The 22,233-nt window shown below is 36.5% G+C and carries 21 protein-coding genes; all 21 read right to left on the reverse strand.

Annotation, left to right across the window (positions count from 1 at the left end; translation table 11 throughout):
* Window positions 1–5: 5 nt before the first annotated feature.
* The 21 genes from AMD00_RS07400 to AMD00_RS23185 all read right to left on the reverse strand — a co-directional run bounded on the left by AMD00_RS07400 (window position 6) and on the right by AMD00_RS23185 (window position 22,026).
* Window positions 6–1,790, reverse strand: a complete 1,785-nt coding sequence (locus tag AMD00_RS07400; RefSeq protein ID WP_053416394.1) for an L-fucose isomerase — start codon at window positions 1,788–1,790, stop codon at window positions 6–8.
* Window positions 1,791–1,802: 12 nt separating this feature from the next.
* Complete coding sequence (locus AMD00_RS07405; protein WP_053416395.1) at window positions 1,803–3,236, reverse strand: rhamnulokinase; 1,434 nt, start codon at window positions 3,234–3,236, stop codon at window positions 1,803–1,805.
* A 12-nt stretch (window positions 3,237–3,248) separates the two neighbouring features.
* The gene (locus AMD00_RS07410) at window positions 3,249–3,893 is read right to left on the reverse strand and encodes a class II aldolase/adducin family protein (RefSeq protein ID WP_053416396.1); all 645 of its coding nucleotides are present in this window, start codon (window positions 3,891–3,893) and stop codon (window positions 3,249–3,251) included.
* On the reverse strand, window positions 3,890–4,864 hold the full coding sequence (locus AMD00_RS07415; protein ID WP_053416397.1) for a Gfo/Idh/MocA family protein: 975 nt from the start codon (window positions 4,862–4,864) through the stop codon (window positions 3,890–3,892). The genes AMD00_RS07410 and AMD00_RS07415 overlap by 4 nt, the downstream gene beginning before the upstream one ends.
* A 92-nt stretch (window positions 4,865–4,956) precedes the next feature.
* A complete protein-coding gene (locus AMD00_RS07420; protein WP_053416398.1) occupies window positions 4,957–5,940 on the reverse strand; it encodes an ABC transporter substrate-binding protein in 984 nt (327 codons plus the stop codon).
* A gap of 55 nt (window positions 5,941–5,995) precedes the next feature.
* Window positions 5,996–6,994: an ABC transporter permease gene (locus AMD00_RS07425; protein WP_053416399.1), complete on the reverse strand. Its 999-nt coding sequence runs from the start codon at window positions 6,992–6,994 to the stop codon at window positions 5,996–5,998.
* An 11-nt stretch (window positions 6,995–7,005) separates the two neighbouring features.
* Window positions 7,006–8,505 (reverse strand): sugar ABC transporter ATP-binding protein, encoded by a 1,500-nt coding sequence (locus AMD00_RS07430; protein WP_053416400.1) that lies wholly within the window; start codon window positions 8,503–8,505, stop codon window positions 7,006–7,008.
* Window positions 8,506–8,614: 109 nt separating this feature from the next.
* Window positions 8,615–9,376 carry a DeoR/GlpR family DNA-binding transcription regulator gene (locus AMD00_RS07435; protein WP_053416401.1) on the reverse strand — a complete coding sequence of 254 codons (762 nt, stop codon included), beginning with the start codon at window positions 9,374–9,376 and terminating at the stop codon, window positions 8,615–8,617.
* A gap of 11 nt (window positions 9,377–9,387) precedes the next feature.
* Window positions 9,388–9,816 carry an RbsD/FucU family protein gene (locus AMD00_RS07440; protein WP_053416402.1) on the reverse strand — a complete coding sequence of 143 codons (429 nt, stop codon included), beginning with the start codon at window positions 9,814–9,816 and terminating at the stop codon, window positions 9,388–9,390.
* A gap of 443 nt (window positions 9,817–10,259) precedes the next feature.
* Entirely contained in the window at window positions 10,260–10,433 is a 174-nt protein-coding gene (rpsU, locus tag AMD00_RS07445) for a 30S ribosomal protein S21 (RefSeq protein ID WP_004227078.1), read from the reverse strand.
* 121 nt (window positions 10,434–10,554) lie between these two features.
* Window positions 10,555–11,223, reverse strand: a complete 669-nt coding sequence (gene deoC, locus AMD00_RS07450) for a deoxyribose-phosphate aldolase (RefSeq protein WP_038187143.1) — start codon at window positions 11,221–11,223, stop codon at window positions 10,555–10,557.
* 269 nt (window positions 11,224–11,492) lie between these two features.
* Window positions 11,493–12,296, reverse strand: a complete 804-nt coding sequence (locus tag AMD00_RS07455; protein ID WP_053416403.1) for an SDR family NAD(P)-dependent oxidoreductase — start codon at window positions 12,294–12,296, stop codon at window positions 11,493–11,495.
* A gap of 293 nt (window positions 12,297–12,589) precedes the next feature.
* Entirely contained in the window at window positions 12,590–13,927 is a 1,338-nt protein-coding gene (gene mtaB / locus AMD00_RS07460) for a tRNA (N(6)-L-threonylcarbamoyladenosine(37)-C(2))-methylthiotransferase MtaB (RefSeq protein ID WP_053416404.1), read from the reverse strand.
* 15 nt (window positions 13,928–13,942) lie between these two features.
* On the reverse strand, window positions 13,943–14,680 hold the full coding sequence (locus AMD00_RS07465; protein WP_053416405.1) for a 16S rRNA (uracil(1498)-N(3))-methyltransferase: 738 nt from the start codon (window positions 14,678–14,680) through the stop codon (window positions 13,943–13,945).
* Between the two features lie 12 nt (window positions 14,681–14,692).
* Complete coding sequence (prmA, locus tag AMD00_RS07470) at window positions 14,693–15,637, reverse strand: 50S ribosomal protein L11 methyltransferase (RefSeq protein WP_053416406.1); 945 nt, start codon at window positions 15,635–15,637, stop codon at window positions 14,693–14,695.
* 15 nt (window positions 15,638–15,652) lie between these two features.
* On the reverse strand, window positions 15,653–16,780 hold the full coding sequence (gene dnaJ, locus AMD00_RS07475; protein ID WP_053416407.1) for a molecular chaperone DnaJ: 1,128 nt from the start codon (window positions 16,778–16,780) through the stop codon (window positions 15,653–15,655).
* Between the two features lie 175 nt (window positions 16,781–16,955).
* Window positions 16,956–18,788 (reverse strand): molecular chaperone DnaK, encoded by a 1,833-nt coding sequence (gene dnaK / locus AMD00_RS07480; RefSeq protein ID WP_053416408.1) that lies wholly within the window; start codon window positions 18,786–18,788, stop codon window positions 16,956–16,958.
* 54 nt (window positions 18,789–18,842) lie between these two features.
* Window positions 18,843–19,433 (reverse strand): nucleotide exchange factor GrpE, encoded by a 591-nt coding sequence (gene grpE / locus AMD00_RS07485; RefSeq protein ID WP_053416409.1) that lies wholly within the window; start codon window positions 19,431–19,433, stop codon window positions 18,843–18,845.
* A gap of 26 nt (window positions 19,434–19,459) precedes the next feature.
* Entirely contained in the window at window positions 19,460–20,485 is a 1,026-nt protein-coding gene (gene hrcA, locus AMD00_RS07490) for a heat-inducible transcriptional repressor HrcA (protein ID WP_053416410.1), read from the reverse strand.
* A 95-nt stretch (window positions 20,486–20,580) separates the two neighbouring features.
* A complete protein-coding gene (gene hemW / locus AMD00_RS07495; RefSeq protein WP_053416411.1) occupies window positions 20,581–21,717 on the reverse strand; it encodes a radical SAM family heme chaperone HemW in 1,137 nt (378 codons plus the stop codon).
* A 165-nt stretch (window positions 21,718–21,882) separates the two neighbouring features.
* Window positions 21,883–22,026: a hypothetical protein gene (locus AMD00_RS23185; RefSeq protein WP_157059197.1), complete on the reverse strand. Its 144-nt coding sequence runs from the start codon at window positions 22,024–22,026 to the stop codon at window positions 21,883–21,885.
* Between the last annotated feature and the right edge of the window lie 207 nt (window positions 22,027–22,233).

Genomic DNA, 22,233 nt, shown 5'->3' on the forward strand with positions numbered 1-22,233 from the left:
CTCCTTTATTTATAAAGAGGTCCAAAATTTTGACATGCTCTAAAATCTGCTTGTTCACTTTCTTGCGTACCAAACATATTCCAAGCACTCGGTCTAAACAATTTATCATTAGCTACATTGTGCATGTTGACTGGAATTCGCAGCATTGATGCTAATGTGATAAACTCGGCACCTACATGGCCGTATGTTAAAACACAATGGTTTGCTCCCCAATTGTTCATCACTGAATACACATCTGTGAACACACCTTCACCCGTAATATTTGGTACAAACCAAGTCGTTGGCCAAGTAGGATCTGTACGAAGATCCAGCGTATCATGCATATCTTCTTCGAGTTCGACAGTATGACCTTCCGCTAGTTGCAACACCGGTCCAAGTCCTTTGACATAATTTAATCGTGCAATCGTTACAGGCATTTCACCCTTTGTTGTAAAATCAGTCGAGTAACCACCACCTCGGAAATATTCTGTAGAAGCTGGTCTCCACTTTGTGTTTTGTAAGCATTGTTCGATTTCTTCATCTGTTACTTCCCAAAAAGGTTTAATCGCCGGCTTGCCATCAATTTGTTGATGTCCAGTTCCATCGAGTGCCGCTGAACCTGAGTTAATCAGATGTATAAAACCATTAGCTGCTTTTCCAACAGGCTCTTTACCTGTCACACGTTTAACTGCAGAAGGACTCCAATACGTCCGAACATCTGCAAATACTTGTGCCGTATTCGTCAATAAATGACCCAAAGCCATCGTAACTCCGTTCAAACTATCATTTTCTGTTGCAAGAAGATAAGGCGCTCGCTTACCATTCCAATCAAATGACGAGTTTAATATCGTTTCCATAAAATCACCGTTAGGGAAATAATCGGTCCATTGACGTTGCCCTTGGAAACCTGCTATTAATGCATTTCTACCTAAAGCTTCTTCTTCCCAACCTTTTGCAGCAATTTTGTCATTACCTACCATTAAATCTTTTGTGATTAATGTCATTTTTATCGACGTTTCTAAATCCTTTGCTAGCTGTTCATCTGTGCGCTTAAACTCTTCTTTATTATTATCTTGACCGAAAATGAATTTTTCCTTAACCCATTTATAAGCTCTATCATATTCTTCTTCGTCAAAAATATTTAAATCCAGTCTTCTTACAAACTCACTCATATCAATGTATTCATTGCGCATACCTAAATACTCTTGGAAGAAATCATCCTTTACAATACTTCCCGCAATACCCATAGACACAGAACCCATTGCTAAATAAGATTTTCCTTTTAATGTTGCAACTACAATTGCTGCCTTTGTAAATTTCAATAATTTTTGTTGTACATCTTGAGGAATCTCTAAATCTCCTGCATCTTGTACGTCTTCACCGTATATGCCATACGCAGGTAGCCCTTTTTGATTGTATGCTGCTAGTACTGCAGCTAAATACACTGCTCCAGGTCTTTCAGTTCCATTAAAACCCCATACAGCTTTTGGAAGATGCGGATCCATATCCATTGTTTCACTGCCATAACACCAACATGGCGTGACAGTAATCGATATACCGACACCTTCTTTTTTAAACTTTTCTGCTGCTCTCGCTGCCTCTGCTACGCCTCCAATACAACTATCAGCGATAACGCATTCTACTGGTTTCCCATTATAGTAAGATAAATTTTCACTTAGAAACTTTGCTACAGCTTTAGCCATACCCATTGTTGTTTCCTCAAGTGATTCCCTTACCCCTCTTCTTCGCCCATCAATTGCTGGTCGAATACCAATCTTAGGTAAATCACCAATATATCTGTTATTCATCATTTCAACTACCTCCTAAATGAAAGTTTTATATTGTTCTAGTATTTCCTGCCAGCGTGCTTGGTCCTGTGGTATAAATTCATCCGGATGAAATGAGCGTGAAACAAGAACTCTTCCTTCTTCTATCGAATTTAATTCACCTAAGGCACGTAACTGTGATAAACCATTACCAATTGAACTCGCTTCAATGGGCCCAGCAAATACAACCTTTCCTGTTGCATTGGCAATCAATTGACAGAGCATCTTGTTTTGAGCCCCACCTCCGCCAATATAGATTTCCGTAGTAGATTGTGATGCTAATTGTTCTATTTTTTTAATCACTTTTGCATAACTAATTGCTACACTTTCAGTAAAGCAACGTACATATTCTCCAATTGTACTTGGCGACACTTGAGACGTTTTCGCACAATATGTTTCGATTGCTAAAGTCATCGATTTAGGATTAAAGAAAAGAGGATCTTCTGGATCTATTATTGTTTTAAAAGCTGCCGCTTCCAAAAAACCTTGCCGCTCAATGTCATAGGTAACATTCATTCCAGAAGCCACCCATTCCTCACGCAACTTTTGCAAAATCCAAAAACCCATTGCATTCTTTTGAAAACGAATCACCCCTTCACTCGTACCCTCGTTTGTAAAGCCAGCTTCAAAGGCATCCCTACTTACTATCGGTTTGTCGATTTCTTTGCCGACTAAACACCAAGTACCAAGACTCATGAATAATGCATTTTGTCGATTTATTGGCAAGGCTGATAATGCACAAGCTGTATCATGACCGGGTACTAAAGCCATTTGAATTGAAGGGAAATCTAATACATCTCCTATTATTTGATGCGGCATTTCAATAGATGCTAAAGGTAGCTGTTGTTGAAAAATCAGTTGCATAAGTCCTTCATCCCATTGCTTGCTATCATGATTCACTAACTGTGAAGTTGAAGATATAGAGTACTCGTTTAATGCAACATTCGATAATCCGTATATCAATAAATTAGGCATCATCAAGATAGACTTACAAAGCTCCCTATAGGTAGGGAATTTTTCGTAAATAGCCATAAGTTGAAATAGGGTATTAATAGAGGATATTTCATTTCCCGTTCTTTTAAATAACTCAAAAGGATCTATTAGTTGTTTCAACTTCTGAAGCTGTGGCTCAGAATGTGTATCTCTATATGAAAAGGGCAACGATAACAGTGCGTACTCTTTATTTAGTAACCCTATATCGACACCCCATGTATCAATTCCAAGTGAGGAAGCTGGAAAATCAACCTTTTGCAAACCTGCCTTTAATTCCTTTATAAGTGCAGGATAATCCCAATAATAATGACTTTGAACTAATTGTGGCTTATTGTTAAATCTATGAATCTCCTTAATAGAAATCGTATTTCCATCAAATTTTTCAGCTATTAACCTGCCGCTTGAAGCGCCTAAATCATATGCAAGTACAGTTGTCACAATTAATCACCTCTACTCTCGAAGTAATTTCGAACGATATTTCTCTGAAGAAAGATTTCTTAAAGCTAAACATTCTTCATCTGTTAAAATTCTTGGACCGCCAAAAATAGTACTAATAGTAAATACTTTGGCCGTTTCCTCAGTTAATTGCATGAAAAAATACGCTTCCTTCATCGTTTTCCCTACAGTTAACACGCCATGATTTCTCATAATCATCACATCATGATCCATAACAAGTTCAGATACTTTCTCTGCCAATTCATGAGTAGTTGGAATGATATAATCGATATAACCAACCTTCTTCACCATAGCAGGGAAATCTGGAAAGAGTGGTGGAATGTTTCTTCCTGCAGAGGATACGCCTACTGAGTAAGTTGGATGCGCATGGAGAACTGCTTGGATTTCATGATTCTCTCTAAAGCATGTTAGATGCATTAAAACCTCTGATGAAGGGCGTAAATCCCCTTCTATTTCACCAGACTCGATATGAACTTTAACCCACTCTTCATCAGCAATTTCCTTTAAATCATAACCACTTGGAGAAATATACATATACTCCCCATCTCTCATACTTAAATTGCCTCCAGCACCAACTACCAAACCACTTTGCACCAATTCATTTGCATACTTTTGTAAGTCTTGAATTACATTAGTCATCCAATCACGCCCTCCTTTTTTAATGTTGTTTGGAATTCTTCTAGAATCGCTACTTGTTCTAGCATGGTATCGAAAGGATAGGGCTGAAACTCCCTATGCTCAATACTTTGATGGAAATGCTCAATTTGATTTTTATAGGCATTACCCTCAATATGTTGCGAGCTTAGTTGCCCATTTTGAACCAATTGAATAACTCCAAAATCCTGATTTAAATCTGTACGAAATGCAAAGGGTAATCTGAGACTACCCGCTGTCCCAATAAGATCGACTGATTGTGAAAACTCACCTAAAAAACTACAATCGATTAGTCCAAGAATGCCATCTTCATATTGCACTTGAATTGTTAAATGGACATCCACATTGCTCTTCCGCCCTTGCTGTACATGGTATGTAACTATCTTTTTACCAAGTAAAAATTGTTGAACATTTATACAATAACAGCCGATATCATACAATGCGCCGCCACCAAGATTGGGATTTACACGAATATCATCTGTCCAATTTTCTAATGTAAAATGAAATTGACTTCGAATAGTTAATACTTCGCCTATTGCGCCTTCTTCTAATAATTTTTTTGTTTCTAGAATTTGTGGATGAAAACGATACATAAAAGCTTCCATTACTTTTACTTTTTTCTCGATACTTTTTTGTTGAATTGTTCGAAGTTCTTCCAGCGACAATACAATTGGCTTTTCGCATAATACATGCTTTCCATGCTCAATCGCTTTGACAATCCATTCGAAATGCAAACTATTTGGTAATGCAATATAAACTGCATCAATTTCGTCCATCTCAAGGAGTTGCTCGTAATCATTTAGCGTATAAGGAATCTGAAATGTTTTTTGGATTCCTGTTAAATCTTGACTACGGCTTGCGATTGCAAGTATATCTCCACCTGCTTCTTCTATTGCTGGCATAACAAAGTTTTTAGCAATATTCGCTGCACTTAAAATGCCCCATCTAATCGTCAATTGTATGCCCCCTTTAGAAAAGGGCTGTTTTTAGCCCTTTTTAACTTTTAACTAATTGATAAAAATTAGATTCTTAAGAGAAAACTAATACATTATTCATAAATCGCTGCTTTGATTTCATCCGTATCAATATTGTCTTTGTCGTACCAATAGAAACCAGTATCAATTGTTTTTTCAACACTTTCGCCTTTAATTGCAGCTACTGCAGCTTTTACAGTTTCGTAACCGATACCAACTGGATTTTGAGTTACAGCACCAGCCATCAGCCCACTCTTAATTGCATCAATTTGTTGTTTACCTGAGTCAAAACCAACAACAACGATTTTACCTACTTTATTCATTTCTTGAACTGCATTTACTACCCCAATTGCTGATCCTTCATTTGAACCAAAGATACCTTTTAAATTTGGATGAGCTTGCATAATTGCTTTAGCTAAGTCAGTTGATTTTAATGGATCACCTTCACCATACTGGATATCAACTATTTTAATATTCGGATATTTCGATTCAATTTGATTCTTAAAACCATCTCTTCGGCCTTTACCAGTTAAAGAGGTTTGATCATGTACAACTAAAGCAATTTCTCCTTTTTCCCCAATAAATTCAGCCATCTTATCCGCAGCTAATGCTGCTGCAGCTGTATTGTCTGTAGATGCCGTTGCAACAGGAATTTCACTTTCCACGCCTGAGTCAAAAGCAACAATCGGAATTTTTTTCTCCTTAGCTTCATCCAATAATGGTATAGATGCTTTAGAATCCAATGCTGCAAACCCTATAGCTGCTGGCTTTTTATCTAAAACTGCACGTAACATTTCAATTTGTTTATCAACTTGCGCTTCAGTTTCGGGACCTTCAAATGTAATCTTTACATCAAACTCATCTGCTGCCTTTTCAGCACCTTGTTTTACCGCTTGCCAAAATTGATGTTGGAATCCTTTGGATACAATCGCTACATATGGTTTATCAGAACTTACTGGTTCTTTTTCACCTTCACTTGAGCCTTCTTTGTCATTACATGCTCCCAGTAACATCGATACTGCTAATAATCCGCCAAGAAAAATCGATCTCTTTTTCATTTTTTTGCCCCCTTTGTTTAATATATATCAAGTCTAGAACGACCTCATATCACAATCAGCCTTTCCCTCTTCTTAAAATATCCATGTATACCGCTAAGATAATAACAAAACCAACAACTACTGTTTGCCATTCTTGCGGAATTGAAAGTACACGTAATCCGTTAGTCAGAACACTCATAATTAGAGCACCGATAATCGTACCGATAATCGTACCTTTACCTCCACTAAGTGAAGTACCGCCAATCACTACAGCAGCAATTGCCTCTAATTCATAACCTTGACCTAATGCAGGCTGAGCTGAGTTTAAACGTGATGCCATCAGCACACCAGCAATACCTGTAAAAGCACCAGCCAGTGTATAAATCGTCATTTTCCAGTAATCTACATTTACTCCTGAGAGCTTTGTTGCATCTTCATTACTACCGATGGCTAAATTAAATCGACCAAGAATCGTTTTAGACAAGATAATGGCTGCTATAATACCGAGTACAAAGAATATTATTACAGCATTTGGAATTGAGATACCTGGAATAATTGATCCTAATGCAATTTTTGTAAACATCGGTTTATCTGTGAAATAGATAGGGGCAGCCTTTGAGATGACTAATGCTAACCCTTTTGCAATCATCATCATTGCCAATGTGGCAACAAAGGGAGGGATTTTTAATTTCGTGATGGCAAGCCCACAAAGCAACCCACAAAGTGCACCAGTTAAAATACCCCCTACAACACCGACTATGATTGGCAGATCCGAATTGACAATGATTATACCTGTAATCACAGATGACAAGGTCATGACAGTTCCGACAGATAAATCAATTCCTCCTGTAATAATGACAAAAGTTGCACCAAGTGCTAATATCCCTATAACTGCCGTAGATAATAAAATACCCACAATATTACTCCATTGCATGAAACTGGATGATGCAAACGAGAAAAAAATAACCAATACTACTAAACTGCTAAAAGCTAGAACTTGTTGTAAAGTATTGGATGGAATTCCCTTATTCTTTTTCTTTGTCACTGTTATTTGATCTATTGTATCCGCTTTCATATTATCCCTCCTTAACCTTCACGGTATGCTGTTGCTAACTCCATGATTTTCTCTTGGTTCGCTTCCTCTGAATTTAAAATCCCCGTAATTCGACCTTCCGACATTACGACAATACGATGACTCATTCTCAATACTTCTGGTAACTCAGAAGAAATCATAATAATAGATTTTCCTTTTTCCGCAAGCTCATCTAGTAATTTATAAATCTCACCCTTGGCCCCAACATCAATACCTCTTGTTGGTTCATCAAAAATTAAAATATCACAATCACGTAGTAGCCATTTTGCAATTACAACTTTTTGCTGATTCCCCCCAGATAAAAACTTTATCTGTTGATTTATTGAAGGCGTTTTCACTTTTAAGCGCTCGACATACTCCTCTGATATCTTTGCAATGTTTTGATCATTAACAAAGCCAAGTGTCTGATAATCATTTATCGAAGACATTACAATATTGGTCTTAACATCCATATCGACAACGAGACCTAAATGCTTCCGATCTTCAGATAAATAACCAATACCTTGTTTAACAGCGCGGCTAGGTGATGTTATTTGCACTTTTTTACCTTGTAAAATAATTTCCCCAGACCTTATTTTATCAACTCCAAAAATAGCATTCGCCACTTCTGTTCTGCCCGCACCCATTAATCCTGCAAAACCAAGAATTTCTCCTTTTTTGAGTTCAAAGGAAATATCCTTTAAATTTGTATTCGTACTTACATTCTTTAATTCTAGAACAGTCTCTCTATTACTATCTGAAACGGTTGGTTTTGATTCAATATAAAGCTCTCTTCCTACCATCAATTGAATCACTTTACTCATTTCAGTTTCCTTCGTATTAAGCGTCGCGATATACTCTCCATCTCGCATAATCGTAATTCGATCTGAGATTCGTTTTAATTCATCCATCCTATGTGATATATAAATAATCCCAACACCATTGGCTTTTAAATTAGCAATGATATCAAATAGTACATCTATTTCCGCATCTGTTAATGCAGTAGTGGGCTCATCCATAATTAAAATTTTTGAATCGAATGACAGCGCTTTTGCTATTTCGACCATTTGCTGCTTTGCAACTGTTAAGTCCTTCACTTTCGTTTTTCCATTTAAATCTAAGGAGAGCCGTTTAAATAATTCCCTCGTTTTATTATGTAATTCTTGATCTTTTATAAAGAAGTTTAACAACCCCCTTGGTTCTCGACCGATAAAGATATTTTCAGCGATAGATAAATCTTTCATTAAATTTAGTTCTTGATGAATAATTGAAATCCCTAATTCCTGTGCATGTTTTGTAGATGTAACATTAATCTTCTGACCTTCTAAAAAAACTTCACCATCATCTTTTTCATATATCCCGGTTAAAATCTTCATCAGCGTTGACTTTCCAGCACCATTTTCTCCGACTAAAGCCAAAACTTCACCATGATGTAAATCAAGTGATACATTCGAAAGAGCTTTAACTCCTGGAAAGCTCTTTGAAATATTCTGCATATCCAACAGCTTACTCATTCATTCACCCCTTTTGTTTTGTGTTTGTATTTGTTTTTCTTTGTTTATGTTGATTATAAGAGACAGTTTACTCAAAATCAACAAGAATAATGAATATTCAGAAAATATTTTATCCAATAATTATTTTTGTGCGTTCATCTACAATTGATTGCAAATAGTCTACATCTGCTCTTTGATCTACAATTAGGCAATCCAGTACTGATTTATCTTCGATATAAGCAAATGATTTTTGATTTATTTTAGAAAAATCGAGTAATAAAATAACTTGCTCGGACATTTTAATCATCTCTCGTTTCACATTTGCCTGTTGCTCATTCGAATCACTAATGCCCCAGTCCTTATGAAAACCTTTGCATGAGAAAAACACTTTATCTACATAGAAATGTTCAATCGAACGGACAGCTGTTGGCCCTACTAATGATAAGGACGTCTTCGATAAAGTACCACCTGTCATAATGACTTGAATTTTGGATCTGTTTGCTAATTCACTTGCAACTAATAAAGAGTTTGTAAGTACCGTAAGTTCCATATTCGGAAGCAGCTTTGCTAAATATAGAGTTGTTGTACTTGCATCTAAAAAAATAATATCCTGATCATCAATATAAGATACTGCTACTTTGGCAACATCCATTTTCTCGTTTCTATTCAATACTTGACGATCATTAAAGGGAATTTCATCATCATCAGAATCATCCATGGCAACCGCACCACCATGTGTCCGCTGAAGTTTGTTTTTCGCTTCAAGCTTCTCTAAATCTCGGCGAATCGTTTCCTCTGTCACAGCAAATAGCTTACTTAATTCATTTACTCTTACGTTTTTCTTATCGTTAATAATTTGAACAATTTTTTTATGTCTTTCAGGCACTAACATATTCAACACTCCTATTCTTCAACAATGACACCTTTTTTTAATATGATATTGGCATATAATGCTTTTTCGCTTGTAGTCACAATTGCATATGCCTTTTTCGCACGTTCATAAAATGATTCCCTTGATAGATATTCTGCTTTAAAGACATTTTCACTTTTTGTGACGAGTTCTTCGTATTCCTTCCAAATTTGTGGACGCTCAACTTCTTTACCATGCATCATCAAACAAATCGGATTTTCAACATATGTGTCCAATGGCATTAAGAACAATATCCCTTCCAATATAGATGCTAAGTCATTACCATCTAAACGCACTATTTTTTCATTATGTGAGGCTGCGGGAAAATTTCCATCCGCTATAACAATCTCATCACTATGCCCCATTTCCATTAAAACTTTTAAAAGTTCAGGTGAAATACAGGGTTTTATATGTTTTAACATGTGGTTTCTCCTTTGTTTATATTTTATTTTTTTGTTTCATTTGATAATACCAAATATTTTAAACAATTCAAACAAAAAATACAAAAATATGAAATTAACAAAAAAGAGTCTTAAATGTAGTTACAACACATTCAAGACCCTTTAATATATTTACTTAATGTTATTTACATATTCCTAAAATAATAATTTGAATCTCAATGCTAGATATCTATTTGGCATGCATATCTCATTTGGTTTCTTTAATAGCAGATTTCGCTAAACTAGCAATCAAAGTGTACAGCTATTTTCACGATAATGTAAACTAATTAGCAGGATTAAACTGTAAAAAAAATACACAAAAATAAACCGAGAAATCACAAGGATTTCTCGGTTTAGGTCATTTGCAATTTAAATCAATCATGATGTTGCGTGTTTTGAACGTAGGGATTGTCTAGGAAATTAAATTACCACTTACGTTTACGTGCAGCTTCTGATTTCTTTTTGCGTTTTACGCTAGGTTTTTCATAGAATTCGCGTTTTCTAACCTCTTGAATTGTACCACTTTTAGAAACAGTACGTTTGAAGCGGCGAAGAGCATCTTCAAGCGATTCGTTTTTTCTAACGACAGTTTTTGACATCTCTCTTTCCCTCCCTCCGAACACACATCAAATACGAACATTAGCATAATCAAATATGTTAATGCTGTGTACTAAAAAATTATACCTTATTGATACAAATTGGTCAATACTCATGCTCGAATTAATATTCAGAATCTGATTTTAATCCGTTCATAATTTTTACACCAGAGCTCGCACCGATTCTAGTAGCCCCAGCTTCAACCATAGCTTCTAGATCTTCCAGACTGCGAACACCACCTGAAGCTTTTACACCCATTTCTGGTCCAACAGTTTTGCGCATTAATGCTATATCAGCTGCAGTTGCTCCACCAGTTGAAAATCCAGTAGAAGTTTTCACAAAATCAGCGCCTGCTTCTTTAGATAGTTGGCAAGCAACTACTTTTTCTTCGTCTGTTAGCAAGCAAGTTTCGATGATAACTTTTACTAAAGTACCGTTAGCTGCATCAACAACAGCTTGAATATCAGATTTAACAACATCAAGTTGACCTGATTTAAGGGCACCTATATTAATTACCATATCGATTTCACTAGCACCATTTGCAATAGCATCTTTTGTTTCAAATGCTTTTGTAGCGCTTGTTTGAGCTCCTAATGGGAAACCGATAACAGTACAAACAACTGATTTAGCGCCTTCAAGATGTTTTGCTGCATCTGCTACCCATGTTGGATTGACACAAACCGAAGCAAAGTCATATTTTTTAGCTTCTTGACAAAGTGTTGCAATTTGTTCTTTAGTCGCTTCAGGCTTTAATAGTGTATGGTCAATTAATAACGCGTAGTCTTTAGTCATGAATGAAAACTCCTTTTATTTAATAGATGTACGTACCTCTTTATTTTACCACGGTTTATAGTTTTCTTTCCACTGTTATGTGTAACATTGGCCAACTGCTATAAATCAATTGATTTTGTTACAAAAAAGCCATGCCATTATATTAAATGGCATGACTTTTTTAATCATTATATATTATCTCCACAAACACAGTTTTATACTATATCGTTTAAAAATTAGTAAAAGTACAGAAAGTAACCTTACTTATTTTAACATCCCCAATGTTAAAATTATTTTTGTGAAGCTGCCCAAGCATTTTGATCTTCGATTGTTGGGTTTGCAATATAATGCCCACCTTCAATTTGAAGTGTTTGACCAGTCATGAATTTAGATTCATCAGAAGCTAAGTATACTACTGCATAACCGATATCGTCTGCTTCGCCGTGATATGGTAGTGCATGATATTTTGTATAGATATCTAATAAATCATCTGGCATATTATTTTTTGCAGCTGGAGTTAAAATAAGACCTGGTGCAATTGAGTTACAACGAATTTTATCTTTACCATACTGAGTTGCAATATATTTAGTCATGTTGACAACGCCCGCTTTAGTAGCGCCATAAGCTGTACGGATCTGGTCACTAGCAAATGCAGCCATTGAAGCTGTGTTGATAATAGAACCACCACCTGCTTTTTGCATATGAGGAATAGCGTAACGGCTACCAAGTAATACTGATTTTAAGTTCACGTTAACTAAACGATCCCATTCATCAAGGTCAATATTAACAACATCTAAATCTTTATGAATATTTGTTAAACCAACATTATTAAATAGTACTGTAATTGTACCGTATTGCTCAACAGTGAAATCCACTGCTTCTTCTACTGATTTAGCATTACCTGCATCAAGGAATACTGCAGATGCTTCATATCCTTCTTTTACTAAAGCAGCTGCGTGCTCTTTTGCACCTTCTATATTAAAGTCAGCAATAACTACTTTTGCGCCTTCTTTAGCCAATAATGTTGCTGCTGATAAACCAATTCCTGATGCTCCACCTGTGATAAGAGCTACTTTACCTTCTACACGTTTCATGAAAAATTCCTCCTGTAATAAGCGAAAATTTAAGTATGTACTAACAAAAGCCTATCATACTCTTAATTTATCGTTATATTATAACCTAACATTATGTATTTTAACATTATAATATTCATAATTAAAACAATATGCGTTTATTATTTTTTGTTTTTACTAGTAAAACTTTACTACTTTTCGAAAGGTTACTAAACGATAGACTCATATTTAGGTACTAATATCAAAAGTAAAACCCCTAAAGCGAAATTACATTCCGCTTTAGGGGTTTATGAATTTGTAATCATTTATCTAGTTTAGTTTGCTTGTACTTCTTCTAATACACGTACAAATTGACCTTCAGAAGACGGGTAACCAGCTTTTGTTACTTTCACTTTTACTAATTTACCAATCATGTCTTCATTACCTTCAAAGATAACTTTTAAATAGTTGTCTGAATAACCAGCATAAAGACCTGCATCTTTTCCTTCTTTGATACGTTCTTCAGGAATGATTTCTAATACTTCATTTTCAAATTGAGAAGCATATTCTTTGGCTAGTTGATCGTTTAGTGTTAATAAGCGGTGTACACGTTCGTTTTTCACTTCTTCGTCTACCTGATCTTCCATACGGGCTGCTGGTGTTCCAGTACGTTTAGAGTATGGGAAAACATGCAGTTCAGCGAATTTGTGATGATTGATGAAGTTATATGTTTCCATAAATTCTTCTTCTGTCTCACCTGGAAAACCGACTATTACGTCTGAAGTAACTGCTAAATGTGGTAATACTTCACGTAAACGGTCTAATCGCTCACCGAAGAATTCCATCGTATATTTGCGTCGCATGCGTTTAAGAACAGTGTCAGAACCCGATTGAATTGGAATATGTAAATGATTTACGACGATATTAGAATCTCGTAAAACTTCTATCACTTCATCGGTTAATTGACTTGCTTCGATCGAGCTAATACGCAAACGTTTTAAGCCTTTTACATTCTGTTCTAAGTCACGTAATAGTTGCGCCAGATTATAATCTTTTAGATCTTGTCCGTAACCACCTGTGTGGATACCTGTTAAAACGATTTCTAAATAACCAGCATCTACAAGTTGTTGCGCTTGATGTACTACTTCTTGTGGATCACGAGAACGCATTAGACCACGTGCCCATGGGATTATACAGAATGTACAGAAGTTATTACAACCCTCTTGGATTTTCAATGACGCACGAGTGCGATCAGTGAAATAAGGAACGTCTAGCTCTTCATATACTCGGTTTTTCATAATGTTACGTACAGCATTGATAGGCTGACGTTCATTTTTGTATTGTTCAATATAGCCAATCATTTTCGTACGGTCTTGCGTCCCAACTACAATATCTACACCGGGAATAGCCATAATTTCTGCTGGAGAAGTTTGAGCATAACATCCTGTTACGCAAATAACGGCATCAGGGTTTTGTCTTATTGCACGACGTATAACTTGGCGACTTTTCTTATCTCCTGTATTCGTAACTGTACAAGTATTAATTACATAGACATCTGCCTGATGGTCAAATTCTTTGCGTTCATAACCTTCATCTTTAAACAGTTGCCAAATTGCCTCTGTTTCATAGTGATTCACTTTACATCCTAATGTATGAAAAGCCACTGAAGACAAGGCTCGTCACCTCTTTCATTCAAATTCATAAGAAATTGCGGAAAGAACATACAGTGGTGCCGTTTCCGCACGTAAAATTCTTGGTCCTAGTGAAATACATTGACATCCTAATCCTTGTAAAGCGGTAGCCTCTTTTCGAGAAATACCGCCTTCTGGACCAAATATGACAAGGATTGACTTATAATCATACACTTTTTTTAATTGATCAGCAAACCGAGTTCGTTCTAGTTGCTTTGCATCCTCTTCATCTGCTAAAAAGACTGCATCAAATTCCGGTACTTTTTTTAGTAATTGTGAGAAGCTCACTGGCTCTTCAATTGTCGGGATATGCGTACGATGCGATTGCTCTGCTGCTTCCTTCGCAATTTTCTGTAAGCGCTCTTGCTTCTTTTTACCTTTTTTCCCATCCCATTTGACGATTGATCGTTCCGCTTCAAAAGGAAGTAATGCATACATACCCAACTCAGTTGACTTTTGAACAATTAAATCGAGTTTATCACCCTTTGGTAAGCCACAAGCGATCGTCACTTTAATAGGTAGCTCAGGTGAAGGCATTACATTGTCTGTTTTTTCTACATGAACGCCATCTTCAGTAAAGTCCAAAATACGACTGATTGTCGCTTCACCATTATGAACTACAATGATTTCATCACCTACACGCATACGCATTACTTTTGTAATATGATGCGCATCTTCACCACTAATTATGGCCAATTGATTATCAGAGGATTCATTAATAAAATATCGTTGCATAGTAACACTCCATCAATTTACTGATTTTCGTGAAATAATTGCTACCCAATCTTCCATCATCATTACTTCTTCAATAATAAAGCCTGCTTTTACAAGAGATGCTTTCACATCGTCCTTCTTCGGTTCAATTATTCCTGAAGTAATAAATAGGCCGCCTGGTTTAACAATTGTATAGGCATCATCTGTGAAAGTCATAATTACTTCAGCTAAGATATTCGCAACTACCACGTCTGCAGGTTCTTTTACAGTATCTAAAAGATTTCCTTGCATAACATCAATAGAATCTTCAACCTTATTTAGCTGAACATTTTCAATTGCAGAGCGTACCGCTACTTCATCTAAATCAAGTGCATGAACATGCTTTGCTCCAAGTAATGCTGCTCCGATGGCTAAAACACCAGATCCAGTACCAACATCTACTACTAAATCCGTATCTTTTATTGTTTTTTCTAATGCTTGTAAACATAATACAGTTGTAGGATGAGTTCCAGTACCGAAAGCCATACCAGGATCAAGTTCAATGATTAGCTCATCACTATTTACAGGTTCATAATCTTCCCAAGTTGGTACAATTGTGAAACGGTTAGAAATTTTTACAGGATGATAATACTTTTTCCATGCAGTTGCCCAATCTTCCTCATTCACTTCATTGATTGTCACTTCGTTGTGACCAATATTAATGTCATAGTTTACCAGATTATTGATGGCAACTTTAATTTCTTCAACAGTTTCACCTAAAAAGCTTGTTTCAGCTAAATAAGCTTTTACAATGACACCATCCTTAGGAAAATCTTTTGGATTTAAAGCGTAAATTTCACCAAATTGATCTGCACGTTCTTTACCATAATCCTCTGAATCCTCTATCACGACACCACTTGCTCCAGCTTCGTGTAGAATATTCGAAATTGCTTCAACCGCTTCACTCGTTGTATGGATGGATAGCTCCGACCATTTCACTTGTAGCCAACTCCCTTATTCACCTTTAAATTTGTTTTTTATTTTATCAAACAAAGTGCTACCTTGCTCTTCTGGGATATCACCAGAAATACTAGCAAATTCGCGCAATAATTGTTTTTGTTTTTCAGTTAATTTCTTCGGCGTTACTACGCTTACGATTACATGTTGATCGCCAGTACCATAACCATGAACGTTTTTAACACCTTTTCCTTTTAAGCGGAATCTGTCACCAGATTGAGTACCTGTAGGAATCTTCATCTTCACTTTACCATGAACTGTTGGTACTTCAATATCATCACCAAGTGCCGCTTGAGCGAATGTAATTGGTAATTCTAAATAAATATCATCACCGTCACGTTCAAATTTATCATGTGCACGAACATGGAATACGATGTAAAGGTCACCTGCTGGCCCACCGTTAGTACCCGCTTCACCTTGACCACTTACGCGCAATTGTTGACCATCATCAACACCTGCTGGAATCGTAACTTTGATTTTTTTACGTTTTTTAACTGTACCTGCACCGTGACATGTTGAACATTTATCTTTGATAATTTGACCAGAACCTTTACAGTAACCACAAGTACGGCGGTTTACCATTTGACCAAATGGTGTTGAAACTGTCTCATTTATCTGGCCTTGGCCATTACAGTGTGAACATGTATCTTTTGATGTACCTGGTTTTGCACCAGATCCATGACAAGTTTCACAAGTTTCATCACGAGGGATTTCGATTTCAGTTTCTTTACCGAATACCGCTTCTTCAAAACTAATTGTCATGCGATATTGTAGATCATCACCTTTTGTTGGTGCATTCGGATCACGACGACGGCTTCCGCCACCACCGCCAAAGAATGAACTGAAAATGTCTTCGAAACCGAAGCCATCTCCGCCGCCGAAACCACTTCCACCAAATCCTTGGTTTGGATCTTGATGTCCGAACTGGTCATAGCGCGCTTTTTTCTGGTCATCACTTAATACTTCATATGCTTCAGCAATTTCTTTGAATTTCTCTTCTGCCCCAGCCTCTTTATTCAAGTCAGGGTGATATTGTTTAGATAATTTACGATAAGCTTTTTTAATTTCGTCTTTTGACGCTGATTTTTGAAGACCTAAGACTTCATAATAATCACGTTTATTCATTTTTCACACTCCGCTCCGTTTGCATAAAATATATTGTAACATGGAAAGAACAAATGACAAAAAACATTGAAAAAAGCCAAAGCCCGAGGCGGTCTTTGGCTTCTTTCAAAACAACAATGCATACGTTAATATACACTGTTCAAGCGCCATTAAAGATGCGCTCTATTTTTTAGCATTATTTGTTATCGTCAACTTCAGTGAAGTCTGCATCAACTACACCGTCATCTTTTTTATCAGCTGTTGGGCCTTGTTCGCCTTGTGCTGCTTGTTGTTGTTGAGCTGCTTGCTCATATACTTTCATCACAAGTGGTTGAAGAATACCTTCTAATTTTTCTTTAGAAGTTTTGATGCCTTCGATTTCGCCAAGTTCAATTGCTTTTGTTAGCTCTTCTTTAGCATCTTCTACTGATTTTTTCTCATCTTCAGTAATTTGTTCACCAAGGTCAGAGATTGTTTTATCTACTTGGAAAACAAGTTGATCTGCTTCGTTGCGAAGTTCAGCTTCTTCTTTACGTTTTTTATCTTCTTCAGCATGTAATTCAGCTTCTTTTACCATACGTTCGATATCTTCATCAGATAATGAGCTATCAGATTGGATAGTAATCGTTTGTTCTTTTTGAGTCCCTAGGTCTTTAGCTTTAACGTTTACGATACCGTTTTTATCAATATCGAATGTTACTTCGATTTGAGGAATGCCACGTGGTGCAGCAGGGATATCTGAAAGTTGGAAACGACCTAAAGTTTTGTTATCAGCAGCCATTGGACGTTCACCTTGTAATACGTGAATATCTACAGCAGGTTGGTTATCTGCAGCTGTTGAGAAAGTTTGTGATTTTGAAGTTGGGATTGTTGTATTACGATCGATTAATTTAGTGAACACGCCACCCATTGTTTCGATACCAAGTGATAATGGAGTTACGTCAAGAAGTACAACGTCTTTTACATCACCAGTTAATACCCCACCTTGTACTGCAGCACCCATAGCTACTACTTCATCAGGGTTTACACCTTTATGCGGTTCTTTACCTGTTTCTTTTTTCACTGCTTCTTGTACTGCAGGAATACGAGTTGATCCACCAACAAGGATTACTTGATCGATTTCTGAAGCAGATAATCCAGCGTCTTTTAATGCTTGACGAGTTGGGATCATTGTACGTTCAACTAAGTCAGCAGTAATTTCATTGAATTTTGCACGAGATAGAGAAACTTCTAAGTGTAATGGACCAGCTTCACCAGCAGTGATGAATGGTAGTGAAATTTGAGTTGTAGTAACTCCTGATAATTCTTTTTTCGCTTTTTCAGCAGCGTCTTTTAAACGTTGTAACGCCATTTTATCTTTAGCTAAATCAATACCGTTTTCTTTTTTGAATTCAGCAACTAAGAAATCGATGATTTTTTGGTCAAAGTCATCTCCACCAAGAGCGTTATCACCAGCTGTTGCTTTTACTTCAAATACTCCATCACCTAGTTCAAGGATTGATACGTCGAATGTACCACCACCAAGGTCAAATACTAAAACAGTTTGATCTACATCTGTTTTTTCTAAGCCGTAAGCAAGTGCTGCTGCTGTTGGTTCGTTGATAATACGTTCAACTTCAAGACCAGCAATTTTACCAGCGTCTTTTGTAGCTTGACGTTGTGCATCGTTGAAGTAAGCAGGAACTGTAATTACAGCTTGTGTTACTTTTTCACCTAAGTAGTCTTCAGCGAAGTCTTTTAAATGTTGTAAGATCATTGCTGATACTTGTTGAGGAGTATATTCTGTACCTTCTACATTTACTTTGTAGTCAGTACCCATATGACGTTTAATAGACATGATTGTGTTTGGGTTTGTAATTGATTGGCGTTTTGCAACTTCACCAACTTGGCGTTCGCCGTTTTTGAATGCTACAACTGAAGGTGTAGTACGTGCGCCTTCTTTGTTAGCGATAACGATTGGTTCGCCACCTTCTAATACTGATACACATGAGTTTGTAGTACCTAAGTCAATACCGATAATTTTGCTCATTTCATAGTCCTCCTAGATTTGATTCATTTTTCATTTTTTCGTCTCAATATTTCTTTATTCATTAACTTTAACCATTGCTGGTCGTAATATTCGATCTTTCAACTTATACCCCTTTTGTAGTTCTTGTAAAACGATTCCTTGTTCTTTAGAATCATCTTGTTCTTGCATAACTGCGTGGTGAATGTTTGGATCAAACGCTTCGCCTTCAGATGCTACAGGTTCTAAGCCTTCTTTTGTTGTTGCTTCTATTAGTGAACGGTATACCATTTCAATCCCTTTTTTCATGGATTCGGCATCTTCCGTTGTTGCCTCAACTTGTAAAGCTCGTTCGAAATTGTCTAATACCGGAAGTAAATCCGTTAACAAATTTTGCGCACGATACTTTTCTTGCGCTATGCGCTCAGTTTGTGTACGACGTTTTAAATTGTCATAGTCAGCACGTAATCGCAGGAAACGACTTTCTGATTCATCAAGCTTTTGCTCTAGAGCTGTGATTTCTGCTTGATGTTGCTCCTCAACCGTTAGTTCAGTTGTAGCTTCTACAGCTTCAGCGTCTACTACGTTTTCTTCTTGCTCATTTAGTTGTTCTTCTACAACTGTGTTCTCTTCTACTGCTTGCTCTTTAAATTCATTTGCTTTAGACACTTTTCATCCTCCTATAATGTCGCTCTCTACCTCGGTTTTTGTGTCAGCTGGCGAGTTAAATCGCCACTCATAAAGTCGAGTAATGCAACGACACGTCGATAATCCATCCTTGTAGGCCCGATAATTGCTATTGAACCACTTTGTCCCTCACCTACCGAGTAAGATGCTGTGATTACACTGCATTCTTCCATCGCCAAATGATTATTTTCAGAACCAATACGGATTTGAATCCCTGATTGGTTCATCGGGAAAATGGATTGGATTTGAGTAGTTTTTTCCATTAGTTCCATAAGCATTCGTACTTTGTTTATGTCATGAAACTCAGGTTGGTTGAACATATTCGTTTTGCCACCATAGAAAATTTTACCTTCTGATTGATGTGCTGTCACGTCTATTAATGACGAAAGTAATCCGTCATACGTACCAAGATGTTGTTTTATAACCGCTGCTGTTTCAAGTTCGAGCTTCATTTGTAGTTGCTCTAACGGAACGCCAATCAGTCGTTCATTTAAAATATTGACGACCTTCTCAATATCCGACGGGGAAAAATCCGACGGTAATGAGAAAATGCGATTTTCCACATGTCCATTATCAGTAACGATAATAGCGACTGCAGAATCAGCTGTTAAAGGTACAATTGAAAATCGTTTCACTTTATGCAACTGCACATCTGGTCCTAATAATATAGATGTGTAAGACGTCAATTCAGATAATATCGTAGCTGACTTGCGAATGACTTGTTCAGTTTCCATAATCCGATCTTGGAAAACAGATTGGATTTTGTGAATCTCGTTTGTTGTAATTATTTGAGGTTTTAGCAAGTGATCCACATAAAATCTGTAACCTTTTTCAGACGGTACTCGCCCCGATGAAGTATGCGTTTTTTCTAGGAAACCTAGTTCTTCTAAATCCGCCATTTCATTACGAATGGTTGCTGGACTAAAAGTAATGCCTTCCTTCTTCGAGATTTGTCGAGAGCCAACTGGTTGAGCTGACATAATGAAGTCATCTACGATTACTTGCAATACTTGTAACTGCCGATTTGTTAGCATGATCATCACCTCTGTTAGCACTCACTTAAGAAGAGTGCTAATACTATATTTAACTTATCAAATCTATTATTTTATGTCAACGGAAACGCATGTGTTTATAGTAAAAATTCTTCAAAAACTTCATTTCCTACAAAACGTCCTTTTTTCGTTAACTTTACAGCTTCTTCATCATTTGAAATAAGACCTGCTGAAACAAGCATTTGTAGTTTTTCACTATATACACTTTCAATCGTACAGCCAAACTTCTCTTTAAAGTGCGATTTTGAAATTCCTGCTGTTTTACGTAAACCTAAAAAAAGTTCTTCCTCTATTTTTTCACTTTGTGTTACTTCATGCGTTTTTAGTATGGGTCTTTCACCAGCTTCTAATGTACTGATATATTTTTTTAATGGTGCATGATTTGAGTAACGAGTGCCATTGACATATCCATGAGCTCCTGCACCAAAACCTGCGTATTCATCATTGTCCCAATAAATACGATTATGAATAGAAGAATGCCCTTCTTTGGCGAAATTACTTATTTCGTATTGATGCCAGCCGTGTGTTTCCATTTGTTGCATCAATTCTTCATACATATCTGCCTCTTGATCTTCACCTGGCAAACTCAATTTCCCTTTGTTCATCAAGTTATAGAAAATCGTTTTAGATTCTACAATAAGTGAATAGGCTGAGTAATGCGGAAGATTTAAGTCAAAAGCAATTTTTAGTGTTTCTTTCCATTCATCCATCGTTTGACCAGGTAGTCCGTACATTAAATCAATACTGATGTTCTTGAAACCAACTTTTTTCGCTTCCTCGATTGTTTCAAAAACGTCATCATTGGAATGAGTACGCCCTAGTTTTTTTAATAATTCTGGTTGAAACGCTTGTACACCAAGACTTAAACGATTTACACCACCGTTAAAAAGTACTTCCAATTTTTCTTTCGTTAATTCATCAGGATTTGCTTCTGATGTAAATTCTTTTACATGTTCCATTGGGATGTATGTTTTGATCAATGTTAGAAGACGTGAAAGTTGTGTTGGTGATAATGATGTTGGTGTTCCTCCGCCTAAAAATATTGTTTCAATATGACTGAAAGCTTCTTTGTTTTCAGTCCATAATTTCATTTCTATACCTAATGCTTCTATATATTCATCGACAGGCTGGTTTTTGAAAAATACTTTATTAAAATCGCAATAATTGCAAATTTGATGGCAAAATGGAATGTGTATATAAACGCCTCTGGCCAATCTGATTCCTTCTTTCTTGTCGAAAATTGACTATTTTTTGTGACTTCACTCTTTAAACACGTAGCTTCATTCTATAGTATTTAAGCTGAAACGCAAAACAATGAATAACATCACTTTTAAGCATAAAAAAAAGTTACAGCGATAATAATACCCACTGTAACTTCTCTACACTGCTTTTTTATATTCAATAAGCTCTTGCTGTATATTTGGTCCCACTCGTTTAAGTTCATTCAACTTCTCTTGCATATGAGCCACTTGAGTCTCAAAAGCCAAAAGTTCAGCTTCTAACGTTTCCATTAAGCGATCCAAACGGTCGTTTCCATCACGATGTTCGATTTGAACTCACTCCTTACATTTATTAATCCCTAATTCCACTATATTTATAGTGTTTACTAAGCTTATCAAAACTTTTGTATTTTGGATACCTCAAATCTCACTTTTTAGCGAATAATGTCGAAAATTGATCAGATTATATTTAATTTATCCCCTCATTATTTATTTACCCTTTTATATTTT

Source organism: Viridibacillus arvi (assembly GCF_001274945.1).
In the GTDB taxonomy this organism is placed as follows: Bacteria; Bacillota; Bacilli; order Bacillales_A; family Planococcaceae; genus Viridibacillus; species Viridibacillus arvi.

What these genes read in the sequence shown, in the direction of transcription:
- AMD00_RS07400 (WP_053416394.1), bottom strand. Translation starts at nt 1,790, where the DNA reads ATGATGAATAACAGATATATTGGTGATTTACCTAAGATTGGTATTCGA.
- AMD00_RS07410 (WP_053416396.1), bottom strand. Translation starts at nt 3,893, where the DNA reads ATGACTAATGTAATTCAAGACTTACAAAAGTATGCAAATGAATTGGTG.
- AMD00_RS07430 (WP_053416400.1), bottom strand. Translation starts at nt 8,505, where the DNA reads ATGAGTAAGCTGTTGGATATGCAGAATATTTCAAAGAGCTTTCCAGGA.
- AMD00_RS07440 (WP_053416402.1), bottom strand. Translation starts at nt 9,816, where the DNA reads ATGTTAAAACATATAAAACCCTGTATTTCACCTGAACTTTTAAAAGTT.
- deoC (WP_038187143.1), bottom strand. Translation starts at nt 11,223, where the DNA reads ATGACTAAAGACTACGCGTTATTAATTGACCATACACTATTAAAGCCT.
- rpsU (WP_004227078.1), bottom strand. Translation starts at nt 10,433, where the DNA reads ATGTCAAAAACTGTCGTTAGAAAAAACGAATCGCTTGAAGATGCTCTT.
- AMD00_RS07420 (WP_053416398.1), bottom strand. Translation starts at nt 5,940, where the DNA reads ATGAAAAAGAGATCGATTTTTCTTGGCGGATTATTAGCAGTATCGATG.
- dnaJ (WP_053416407.1), bottom strand. Translation starts at nt 16,780, where the DNA reads ATGAATAAACGTGATTATTATGAAGTCTTAGGTCTTCAAAAATCAGCG.
- AMD00_RS07435 (WP_053416401.1), bottom strand. Translation starts at nt 9,376, where the DNA reads ATGTTAGTGCCTGAAAGACATAAAAAAATTGTTCAAATTATTAACGAT.
- hrcA (WP_053416410.1), bottom strand. Translation starts at nt 20,485, where the DNA reads ATGCTAACAAATCGGCAGTTACAAGTATTGCAAGTAATCGTAGATGAC.
- dnaK (WP_053416408.1), bottom strand. Translation starts at nt 18,788, where the DNA reads ATGAGCAAAATTATCGGTATTGACTTAGGTACTACAAACTCATGTGTA.
- AMD00_RS07425 (WP_053416399.1), bottom strand. Translation starts at nt 6,994, where the DNA reads ATGAAAGCGGATACAATAGATCAAATAACAGTGACAAAGAAAAAGAAT.
- AMD00_RS07465 (WP_053416405.1), bottom strand. Translation starts at nt 14,680, where the DNA reads ATGCAACGATATTTTATTAATGAATCCTCTGATAATCAATTGGCCATA.
- AMD00_RS07455 (WP_053416403.1), bottom strand. Translation starts at nt 12,296, where the DNA reads ATGAAACGTGTAGAAGGTAAAGTAGCTCTTATCACAGGTGGAGCATCA.